Source organism: Kineosphaera limosa NBRC 100340 (assembly GCF_000298215.1).
Lineage (GTDB): Bacteria > Actinomycetota > Actinomycetes > Actinomycetales > Dermatophilaceae > Kineosphaera > Kineosphaera limosa.
Genome location: NZ_BAHD01000109.1, coordinates 1 through 10,457, shown reverse-complemented (window position 1 = coordinate 10,457; position 10,457 = coordinate 1). Strand labels below are relative to the sequence as shown.

Below are 10,457 nucleotides of genomic sequence, written 5' to 3'. Positions count from 1 at the left end.
GCCCCGCACGCCCCGCACGCCCCGCACGCCCCGCACGCCCCGCACGCCCCGCACGCCCCGGCGCAGCATCCCAGACATCGCCGCATCTTTTGTCTTTGTGGTGAACTAAGTACGTGCCTCACTTGGGGCGCTCCACGTCGGCGACATCGCCGCAGGTCAGAGCCTTGTACCAAGCCGTGAATACACGGGCACGTACTTAGTTCACCACAAAGACAAATCTGTCGAGGCGAACGAGGCACGACTTTCGGCGAGGCGGGGTTCAGAGGAGGGCGGCCACAGTGTCGGCGAAGTCCTCGTAGACGCTGCTCCCGCGCTGCTGGTGGGCGGCGTACTGGACCGCAGCTTGCGCCTTGGCGTCGCGCGACTCGCGGCCCTCGGCGGACCACGAGCGCAGGACCTCAGCCACGGCGGCGCCCACCTGCTCGTCGTCGCCGGCGGGCACTACCTCGCCGGCGCCGCAGGCGCGGACGACTTCGGCTTGGCGGCGCAGGTCGGTCGTGATGACGGGCAGGCCGCAGGCCAGGTACTCCCCCAGTTTGCTGGGCAGCGCCTCGGCGAAGGCGGGCGTGTCGGCGAGCAGCAGCAGGCCGCACCAGGCGCCGCGGGCCTGCTGCCACGCCTGGGTCGGGGGGCGACGGTCGTACATGTGCACGCGCTCGGCGAGCGACGGGTCGGCGGTCAGCACCTCCCGGAGGCGGTCGGTGTCGGCGGGGGCGACGGGCCCGACGACGTCGAGGTGCCAGTCCGGGGCGAGGCGCAGCGCCTCGAGCATCGCGAACAGGCCGCGGGTCGCGCGGACGTCACCGATGTAGAGCGCCCGCGGGGTCGGCCCGGGCGGGGTCGGGTCGGGCAGCATCGCCGCGACCGGCTCGTTGGGCAGCACGAATCGGCGTCGGGCCTTGAGCGGCGGCACATGCTCGTCGGCGACCACCGTCAGCGCCGCCCGCGAGGCCACCAGCAGAAACGCCTTGACGAGCCCCTGCGCACCGACTCCCGCCAGGCCCGCCAGGGAGCGCGCCCACGGCCGGTCCGCCAGCAGCGCCGCGAAATCTTCGTGCACGTCGACGACCAGCGAACGCCCGCTCGTCAGCACCGCGGCGTTGGCGGCGAGCGCGGAGTCGGGATCGAGCGTCATCACGATGCGCCCGTTCGCGCGGGCCGCCATCCGCGCCGCGAGCCGCGCCCGCCCCAGCGCACCCTGCCGCGGCCAGGTGCGCACGATCGCACCAGGCGGGGCGTCGGCGGCGTGCCCCAGGCCGAAGACCTCGACCCGTAGCCCCCGCGCGAGCAGCGCCGCGACCTCCCGGTGCAGCCGGGCGTCGGCGACGTCGTGCCCGGACGTCATCACGGTGACGTCGACGGGCGCGCGCAGGTCACTCACTTACAACTCCTCCATCGTCGAGGGCGTCTTGCCGACCTTGACGAATTGGGTGTAGGCGTCGATGCACTCGGCCGGTTCGGCGTGCATCATGATGCGGCCTTTGTGCAGCCAGATGGCGTCGTCGCACATTTCTTTGATGCTGCCCAGCGCGTGGCTGACGAGGAAGACGGCGCGCGCCGAGGAGCGCAACTCCTCCATCTTGGTCTGCGCCTTCTCGCGGAACTTGGCGTCACCGGCGGACAGTGCCTCGTCGACCATGAGGATGTCGGGCTTCATGTGCACCGCGACCGAGAACGCGAGCCGCTGGAACATACCCGAGGAGTAGGTGCGCATGGGTGCGTCGATGAAGTCGCCGAGTTCGGCCCATTGCGCGACGTCGTTGGCGCGCTCTTCGACCTCTTTGCGGGACAGGCCCGCGGCCAGGCCACCGAGAATGACGTTCTCGCGGCCCGAGAGCATCGCGTTGAACCCGACGCCGAGGGCCAGGAGGGTGCTGGCTCGCCCCCACACTTCGACGCGCCCGTGAGTGGGCGGCAGGATGCCAGCGAGCGAGCGCATGATCGTCGACTTGCCGGCACCGTTGGAGCCGATGATGCCCAGCGCGGTGCCGTTCTTGACGTCGAAACTCACGTCGTTGACGGCGTTGATCTCGACGACGGCACGCTCGCCGCGCCCGGCGCGAACGATGGCGTTCTTGAACGTCGGCACCCGCTCGAACGTCGTGCGGTACGTGATCGACAGGTGCTGCACGGAGACGGCCAGATCTGTGCGCCCGGAGTTGTCCCGGAACACATGCTCGGACTTCTTCGACACCGGGGCCTTGTCGCGCGCCTTGCGTCCGGTGCGCATCGAGAAGATGCCACCGACGTGCTGGGCGCCGCCGTTGCCAGAGCCGGAGGTGGGGCCCGGTTGCGACGGCTGCGGGTTGGTGGGTTTAGAGGCGGACAGCGAAATCACGCTCCCTGGACATGAAGTAGCCGAAGCCGATGACGCAGGCCAGCACGGCCCAGCCGATCGCGGCGAGCCAGATGTGCAGGCTCGGCATAGCCCCGTTCTGCAGCGCCTCGCCGTAGCCGCCGATCAACGGATAGAGGGGGTTGAAGGGGGCTAGCGCCCGAGCGCCGGCGTGTCCCTGGATCATGTCGATCGTCCACAGAACAGGTGAGCAGTAGAGCCAGATGCGCATTACGTAGGGCAGGAAGCTCGCAGCGTCTCGGAAGTACACCTGCAGTGCCGCAAAGAGGGCAGCAAGACCAGCCGCGAACATCGCAATGAGCAACGCGAAGATCGGCGCGACAATGAAGGTAACCCAATTCCAGGGGTTGCCGGCCAGAATGTGGAAGATGATGTAGACGGGAACTGTTGGTAGGAACCGGAAAAATCCTGTGCGCACGGCCGACAGCGGCATCAGAAGGCGCGGGAAAGCTGTGTTTAGAACCAGCTTTCCGGCGCCGACTACCGAGTTAGCTCCGGTGCCCACCGCACCCTGGAAGAAGTAGAAGATGAAGAGGCCGCCGGTGAGGTGGCTGAATCGCTCGGCGTCGAACCCGCCGCCTCGTGGCGGATTGAGCACCTGCAGCAGAAAGTAGTAGACCAGCGCCAAGAGCAGCGGATTGATGACCAGCCACGCCTGCCCGAAGAACGTCATCGAGTTGGCGCCGCGCATGCTGGCCTTGGACATCTCCGTCGCGAATTCGCGACGCTTCCACAACTCTTTGAAGTAAGTGCCGAGTTTGGGGATGCCGGCGCGGTGCGGCTCGTACCGGTGGTACACGGATTCGTACGGGTCGGTCGCCCCCGTCTGCGTGCTCATGACCCGCTCCTTCGTCCTTGCGGCCCCTCGGCCGCTCCGGTGTGCTCTGATGGCGCGTCACCGGTCGTCGGGACCGCCGCCGCAAGCCGCTCGTACAGCTCGAGCAGCACGGCCGCGTCGCGATCCCAGGAGAGCTCAGGCGTCGCCCGGGCCACCGCAGCGCACAGCGCTGGATAGTCTGCCACGGCTGTGGACACCGCCCGGCGCAGGTCGCGCGGGTCGCCGGCGCGGTACAGCGTGCCGATGCCGTGGCGCCGCACGACTGCGGCGAGCTCCCCGAGGTCCGTGGCCACCACGGGCACCCCGGCCGCAACGGCGTGAAACAGCTTGTTCGGCAGGGCCAGCGTGTGGTTCTCGAAGCCGGGCGCCAACGCGACGAGCACCAGCCCCGCCTCCCGCAGCCGCGCGTCGACCTCCCCGGTCGGCACCGGCGGCTCCACCTGGCAGGCCCCGGCGTCGAAGCCCGCCAGCCACGTCGAGTCCGCCGGGCCCATGAGCTGCACGGTCAACCCCAGATCCCGCTGCAGGTCGAGGCTCGCGGCGGCCACGGTCTCCAGCTCGCGATGCGCCCCCAGCCGCCCGGCGTAGATGAGCGCGGCCGGCCGCGGCGACCCCTCCCGCTTAGCGACGCGCCCGGCGGGAGCCTCGAAGGTGTTGCGCACGACCCGCACATGCCGCCAGCCGTAGCGCGCGGCCAGGGTGTCGGCGATGCCCTGCCCCACGGTGATGACGGCGACGGCCCGATCCCCGAGCCGCTTCTCCAGGGCGCGTTCGCGCCGGTCCTGCAGGGGGGTCGGCCGGTACTCCCGCGAGCGCCCGGACCACAGTTCGTGGGTGTCGTAGACGAGCGGAACTCCGGCTGCGACCGCGATGTCGTGGCCGACGGCGAGCGCGGTGAAGTCGTGCGCGTGCACGACATCGAACGGCAGGTCGGCGGCCTGCTCGGCGACCCCGTCGGCCCACCGCCGGAACGTCGAGTTGCGGTGCGTCGGCAGCATCGCCCACCGCGCGGCCCGCACCGGCGGCGGCAGCGCCTTCTTGCTCAGCGACGCGCCACCCTCACGGCGCAGCACCGACGACGCCCCCACGGAGGAGACGCTCACCCCGGCCGGCGGCACGAAATCCGCAGGCACCGACTTGCCGATCACGTGCACCGAATGCCCCGCCCCGGCAAGGGTTTTCGCCTCCTTGAGCACGCGCGCATCGGTCGCCACGGACGTCGCGACGAGCATCAGTACCTTCACCGCGCTGCCTCCCCCTCGCCGGCATCGGCTCCGGTCGCGGCGCCCCTGTCGGCGGCGGCGTGGTCGGCGTCAACCGCCCCCCGCAGCGGAGGCGGATCGGGCAGGTCCGCGCGCACGTCGCGCAGCTTCTTCGGACTCGTCAAGAACCCCAGCCCCCAACACCAGTGCATGGTGGCGAGCACGACGGGCATGCGCGCCCGCACCCCCGGCGCCTCCCCGCGACTGGACGCCAATCCACCCGCGACGACCCCGGCGCCGTACGCCAGGGGCACCGCCAGCGCGGGCCGCCACACCGCACCCAGCAGGGTCGCGGCGCACGTGCCGGCCACCATCGCGGGCGGCGCGAGATAGCGCAGGTTGATCGTCCCCTCGTGCCGCGCGGCGACGACCCGCCGCCACCGCCCGTAATTGAAGTACTGCCTGGCCAGGGCCTTGAGCGTGCCCCGCGGCCGGTACGTGACGGTCAGGTCGGGAGTGAACCACACGAGCCCGCCCGCCTGCCGGATGCGGTGGTTCATCTCCCAGTCCTGCGCGCGGGCGAAGTGCGAGTCGTAGCCGCCGACGGCCACCAGCGTCGAGCGTTTGAAGACGCCGAGGTAGACGGTGTCGGCCGGTCCGGCGCCGCCGCCGACATGGAAGCGCGCGTTGCCGACGCCGATCTTCGATCGCATCGCGCATGCGACGGCCTTCTCGAAGTCGGTGACGCCCTGGGCGTCCATGATGCCGCCGACGTTGTCCGCGTCGACCGCCAGCAGCTCGGCGACGGCGGTGCGGACGTACCCGTCGGCGAGTTCGGCGTGCCCGTCGACCCGCACGACGATCTGCGAATCGCTGCCGGCGATCGCGGCGTTCAACCCGTCCGGAGTGCGCCCCGAAGGGTTGGCCACGACCCGCACCCGCGGATCGGCGGCCGCCAACCCGTCGGCGACCTCCTGCGTGTGGTCCCGCCCCGGCCCGACCGCCAAGACCACCTGCAACGAGCCCGGATAGTCCTGCGCCAGAACGCGGCCCACCGCCGCCGCCAGGTGCCGTTCCTCGTTGAGCACGGGCATGACGACGCTGACCGACGGCCACGTCTGCTCACTCACCACGCTGCTCCTTCGACCTGCGACCTTGGGCCCTGCGTCCATCTCACGCGGCGGAGCAGACGGACGCCAGGTCACCGGTCTCCGCACTCTCCTTCTCCGCCGTGCCGCTGCCCGACCCCGTCGACCGGGGCGTGCTCGTCGAGCCGGAGCCCGAACCGGAGCCGTTGGTCGGACTGGTCGTGGCCCGCGGCGCGGCGGTCGGGGCCTTCTTGGAGGTCTCGATCGTCTGCTGAACGGTTCGGTGGATCACCTGGGGATCGTAGTTCCACGGGTTGATCAGCGGTGGGACGAAGTTGACGCTCTTGATCGGCTGCGACCGCGCCTTCATGGCCAAATCACCCAAGGTGCCCAGATCCGACTCCGGAATGTCGGTCTGCAGAATGCTGCCGGAGACCGAGGCGATCTTCTGGAAATTGACGAACACCTTCTCCGGGGTCAGCTGGTTGACCATCGCGGTGACGACGCAGCGCTGCCGGGCCATCCGCTCGTAGTTGCTGGCGCCCTCGCGCGAACGGGCATACCAGAGCGCGTGATAGCCGTCGAGGGTCTGCACGCCCGGCTCGATCCAGCCGCGGATCGGGGAGGTGCCGCCGCCGATCGGCACGCGGGTCTTGACGTCGATGGTGATCCCGCCGACGGCGTCGATGAACCGCTGGAAGCCCCGCAGGTCGACCATGCCGTAGTACTGGATGTCGAGTCCGGAGAGCGCTTCGACGGCCTCCTTGGTGGCCACCGCGCCGGGGTCCTGCGTGCCGGCGGGGAACTGGTCTTTGTGCTCGGTGCCCCACTGGTAGAGGCCGTTGAGCAGGCACTGGTCGCCGCAGTTCCAGCCCTCGGGCATGAGCTGGGCCATCGTGGAGCCGGGGCGGAAGTTGATGTTCTCGGTGTCGCGGGCGAAGCCGAAGAGCACGCTGCGGCCGGTGTCGGCGTCGACGCTGGCGAGCATGATCGTGTCGGGGCGGATGCCGGTGCGGTCGGCTCCGGAGTCGGCGCCGAGCAGCAGGATGTTGTACCGCCCATCGGACGGCGGCACGCTCGCGTGGTTGCCGAAGACCGTGCCGACGAGGTCGCGGCCGGCCAGCACATTGCGGGCGCCGAGCGTCAGCGGGACGGCCGTGATCGCGACGAGCGCGGCGGTCAGGGCCGCGACACCGCGACGGGTTCCCTTGGGCAGCAGACGAAGCCGCGCCAGTCGCAGCGCGTCGAGAAAGAGCACCGCCCAGCCGATGGCGCCCAACCCCAGCACGACCGCCAGGCCCGTGAGCGCCAACCGGTTGGTGGCCGCGTCGATGATGAGGCTGCGATCGAGGAAGAACACGGCGACGGCCAGCGCCACCATCGCCAGCAGACCGAACCAGATGCGCAGCGCGATCCCGCCGACCCGGCGGTTGCCCGCCACGAGCTGCGCGCTGCCGGGCGCCACGAGCGTCAGCAGCGGCAGCGTGAACGCCCGGCGGCGACGCAGCCGGCCGCTGAGCAACTCCGGGTCGGCCGCGAGCACCCGCGAATCCAGGCTGCGCAGGTCGACGTAGTCGGCGTCCTCGTCGAGGTGGGATGCGCGGGCGTCGCGCCCGCCGTCACGACCACCACCGCGCGGGTCGCGCGGGTCGCGTGACCCGCGCGACCTGGAGGAGCGGTCGTCTCCGTAGCGCTGGCCGTCCGGCCTGGAGGGGGAGTTCATGATGCTCAAGTATCGGCCAGCACCCTGGCCGACTCCTGAACCTGCACCGGGCATGTCCCACAACGACCCCCGATCATCTCCGGCTCAGCGCTAGACCCGCCCCCGACAGGCCGCAGGGCCCGGCCCGGCATCCCTGCCGAACCGGGCCCCGAGCATTCGGGCAAACCCGCACCTACTTCACGAGCATCCGGCCCATCACGAGGCGCTGGATCTGGTTGGTGCCCTCGTAGATCTGGGTGATCTTGGCGTCGCGCATCATCCGCTCCACCGGGTAGTCCTGCACGTAGCCGTACCCGCCGAGCAGCTGCACGGCGTCGACCGTGACCTTCATCGCGACATCCGAGGCGAAGCACTTGGCGGCGGCGCCGAAGAACGACAGGTCGTCGTCGGCCCGCTCCGACTTGCTGGCGGCGACATAGACGAGCTGCCGCGCGGCCTCCAACTGCATCGCCATGTCGGCGAGCATGAACTGGATGGCCTGGAAGTCGGCGATGTGCTTGCCGAACTGCTGGCGGTCCTTGACGAACGCGATGGCGTTCTCGAGGGCGCCCTGCGCGATGCCGACGGCCTGCGCGCCGATCGTCACGCGGGTGTGGTCGAGGGTGCGCAGCGCGATCTTCAGGCCCTCGCCGGGCTGCCCGATGATGCGGTCGCCGGGGATGCGGCAGTTGTCGAAGTGCAGCTCCCGCGTCGGGGAGCCCTTGATGCCGAGCTTGCGCTCCTTCTCCCCGAAGCCGAAGCCCTCGTCGCCCTTCTCCACGACGAACGCCGAGACGTTCGCGCCGCGCCGCCCGTCGGGGTCGGTCACCGCGAGCACCGTGTAGAACTGCGACTCCCCCGCGTTGGTGATCCACGACTTCTGCCCGTGCAGGATCCAGTCGTCGCCGTCGGGCGTGGCGCGGCACTTCATGGAGGCTGTGTCGGAGCCGGCCTCACGCTCGGACAGGCCGTAGCTGAACATCGCCTCACCGCGGGCGATCGGCGGCAGGTACTTGGCCTTGAGCTCCTCGGAGGCGCCCAGGATCACCGGCATCGATCCCAACTTGTTGACCGCGGGGATGAGGCTGCTGCTCGCGCAGGCGCGAGCCACCTCCTCGATGACGATGCAGGTCGCGAGCGCGTCGGCGCCGACCCCGTCGTACTGCTCGGGGATGTGCGGGGCGTGGAAGTCAGCGGCCCGCAGCGCGTCGTAGGCCTGCTGGGGGAACTCGGAATTCTGATCCACCTCCGCGGCGTGCGGGGCGATCTGCTCGTCGGCGATCTCGCGGATCGCGGCGCGGATCTCCTCGTGTTCGTCGGTCGTGCGGAAGAGGTCGAAGTCACTGTTGCCCGTCATACGGTGGAGCGTATAGAGCATGGGCGCGCTTGTCCGCTGACCGGATGAGGCGTTCGCGACGAGTCGGCGGCGGGGCCGGCTCCCAGAGCGCCGCCGCCGACTCGTTTTGGGCCGGTGGGCGACCCGCGAGCGTGACCGCCAGGCGCGGTTGCACGCCCAGTCAGCCACTTCAGGTGGCGGCCGTGGGCCGCCTTGGGACAGGTCTCGAGGCTCCGGGATCGCTCCGCACAGACTCCTCGTGACACCCAACTCATCGGCGGCGACCGAGGGAACGCAAGCGTTTCTCCGGCGACATAGATGAACATTCAACCGTTTGGCGGACGGTAAGTTACGCGGCGCGACCCCGGTGCGCGCATGTCAGGATGAAGGCGCACGTCGCCGCACCGTTCGTCACGTCGAAGGAGAGGTCCGCCCCATGAAGTTCGGTCTGTTCATCCCGCAGGGCTGGCGGTTCGACCTGGCAGGCATCGACCCGGCCCAACACTGGGGCGTCATGGCGGGCCTGGCCCGACGTGCCGACGAGAACGAGGCGTGGACCTCCATCTGGGTGTACGACCACTTCCACACCTACCCGGTGCCCAGCGACGAGGCGACCCACGAGGCGTGGACGCTGATGGCCGCCCTGGCCGCCGCCACCGGCCGGGTGCGGCTCGGACAGATGTGCACCTGTGTGGCGTATCGCAATCCGGCGTACCTGGCGAAGGTTGCCGCGACCGTCGACATCGTCTCCGAGGGGCGCGTGGAGATGGGGATCGGCGCGGGTTGGTACGAGGACGAGTGGCGGGCCTACGGCTACGGCTTCCCCTCCGCAGGTAACCGATTGGGGGCGCTGCGCGAGGGCGTCGACATCATGCGGCAGATGTGGACGCAGGGCCAGGCCACGCTGGACGGCAAGCACTACCAGGTCGACGGGGCGATCTGCGCGCCGCGACCGCTGCAGGGCACGTCGCTGGAGGGCTCGGCGGACAACGGCATTCCCGTGTGGGTGGCGGGGGGCGGCGAGCGCAAGACGCTGCGAATCGCCGCCGAGTACGCGGACTACACGAACTTCGACGGCACTCCCGAGGTCTTTGCGCACAAGAGCGCCGTGCTGCGCGGGCACTGCGAAGACATCGGGCGGGACTTCTCGACCATCACCCGGTCGGCGGACTACAACGTGATCATCGGCGGCGACGAGCGCGAGGTGCAGGACCGGCTGGCGGGCATCCGCGAGCACTTCGTGAACTTCGGCGTGCCCGAGCGAGTGGCAGACGCGCAGGTCGAGGGCCTGCGGCGCGGGCCGCTCGTCGGGACCCCCGAGCAGATCGTGGAAACCCTGCGCGCGCTGCAGCGCGATGGGATGACGTACGCGATCACGTACTTTCCCGAGGTGGCCTTCGACACCAGCGGGCTGGAGGCCTTTGAGCAGTCGGTACTGCCCGAGCTGACCGAACACCACCACCATCGGCGCGGCTGGCTGGGGTGATTCGCCCGTTTTAGGCGCCTGTCTCTGCGTCTGCAGGTGCCGCGCAGAAAGATAGTGTTCGTTTTTGCTCAGCTGACCGCGTAAAAGCGAACACTATCTTTTGGGCGGAGGACTCGGCTGGGGCGCCCCGCGCCCCCCGGGTCTGGGGGTGCAGACGGGGGCGCGGACGGGCCATTTTCATCCACATGTTTATCAACAGCGAAATCCGCGAGGCGCCAACGGCATTCGGAGGCCCTGTGGATAACCCCGGGAGAGGGTCTCGCGCGCGCCACGATGTGCCTCATGAACCCGCGCAAACAACCCCTCCCCGACGCCGGCTCCAACTCCGACTCGACGGACCGCGACCAGGTCCTCGAGACCTCTGGCCCGCAGCCCGGCACCGACGATCCCGCGCCACGGCGGCGCCATCTGCGGCTCGCCTCCGGCGGCCCGGCGGCCTCGAAGCCGCC

Annotated in this window: 8 protein-coding genes; 1 reads left to right on the top strand and 7 read right to left on the bottom strand. The window is 70.0% G+C overall.

What is annotated here, in order from left to right:
- Window positions 1–259 precede the first annotated feature (259 nt).
- The 7 genes from KILIM_RS20720 to KILIM_RS20690 all read right to left on the bottom strand — a co-directional run bounded on the left by KILIM_RS20720 (window position 260) and on the right by KILIM_RS20690 (window position 8,543).
- Window positions 260–1,381 carry a glycosyltransferase gene (locus KILIM_RS20720; RefSeq protein WP_006594717.1) on the bottom strand — a complete coding sequence of 374 codons (1,122 nt, stop codon included), beginning with the start codon at window positions 1,379–1,381 and terminating at the stop codon, window positions 260–262.
- Window positions 1,382–2,338, bottom strand: a complete 957-nt coding sequence (locus tag KILIM_RS20715) for an ABC transporter ATP-binding protein (RefSeq protein WP_006594716.1) — start codon at window positions 2,336–2,338, stop codon at window positions 1,382–1,384.
- Entirely contained in the window at window positions 2,316–3,194 is an 879-nt protein-coding gene (locus KILIM_RS20710) for an ABC transporter permease (RefSeq protein WP_006594715.1), read from the bottom strand. The genes KILIM_RS20715 and KILIM_RS20710 overlap by 23 nt, the downstream gene beginning before the upstream one ends.
- Window positions 3,191–4,438, bottom strand: coding sequence for a glycosyltransferase (locus tag KILIM_RS20705; protein WP_157551869.1), 1,248 nt, complete (start codon window positions 4,436–4,438; stop codon window positions 3,191–3,193). Before KILIM_RS20705 ends, KILIM_RS20710 begins: the two co-directional genes overlap by 4 nt.
- Window positions 4,435–5,526 carry a glycosyltransferase family 2 protein gene (locus tag KILIM_RS20700; RefSeq protein WP_006594713.1) on the bottom strand — a complete coding sequence of 364 codons (1,092 nt, stop codon included), beginning with the start codon at window positions 5,524–5,526 and terminating at the stop codon, window positions 4,435–4,437. Before KILIM_RS20700 ends, KILIM_RS20705 begins: the two co-directional genes overlap by 4 nt.
- A gap of 43 nt (window positions 5,527–5,569) precedes the next feature.
- A complete protein-coding gene (locus KILIM_RS20695; RefSeq protein ID WP_006594712.1) occupies window positions 5,570–7,207 on the bottom strand; it encodes an LCP family protein in 1,638 nt (545 codons plus the stop codon).
- Between the two features lie 172 nt (window positions 7,208–7,379).
- Window positions 7,380–8,543, bottom strand: a complete 1,164-nt coding sequence (locus tag KILIM_RS20690) for an acyl-CoA dehydrogenase family protein (protein ID WP_040564002.1) — start codon at window positions 8,541–8,543, stop codon at window positions 7,380–7,382.
- A 415-nt stretch (window positions 8,544–8,958) separates the two neighbouring features.
- On the opposite strand from KILIM_RS20690, the gene KILIM_RS20685 reads away from it, so the two are divergent.
- Window positions 8,959–10,008, top strand: a complete 1,050-nt coding sequence (locus KILIM_RS20685) for a TIGR03560 family F420-dependent LLM class oxidoreductase (protein WP_006594710.1) — start codon at window positions 8,959–8,961, stop codon at window positions 10,006–10,008.
- Window positions 10,009–10,457 lie beyond the last annotated feature (449 nt).